This window comes from Chryseobacterium sp. SIMBA_029, from assembly GCF_046535275.1.
Lineage (GTDB): Bacteria > Bacteroidota > Bacteroidia > Flavobacteriales > Weeksellaceae > Chryseobacterium.
The window spans coordinates 1-241 of sequence record NZ_JAWRXA010000789.1; the positions used below are offsets into that span (position 1 = coordinate 1).

Below are 241 nucleotides of genomic sequence, written 5' to 3' on the forward strand. Positions count from 1 at the left end.
CGTGGCGATCCTTTTCGGCGGCCGCTCCAGTGAACGTGCGGTCAGCTGCGTCACGGCTGCTGGCGTGATGGGCGCGATTGACCAGGACAAATACGACGTCGTCCCCATCGGCATCGCGAAGTCGGGCCAGTGGGTGTTGGCGTCCGGCGACACCAGCCAGTGGTCCCTGAGCTCCTCGGCACTTCCGGAAGTGCAACCTTCCGGCCAAACGGTGACCCTCGCCGAGGTCGGAGGTACCCAT

The 241-nt window shown here is 65.6% G+C and carries 1 pseudogene; it reads left to right on the forward strand.

What is annotated here, in order from left to right:
• Positions 1–241, forward strand: a pseudogene (locus tag SB679_RS26090) (D-alanine--D-alanine ligase A); the annotation flags it as partial.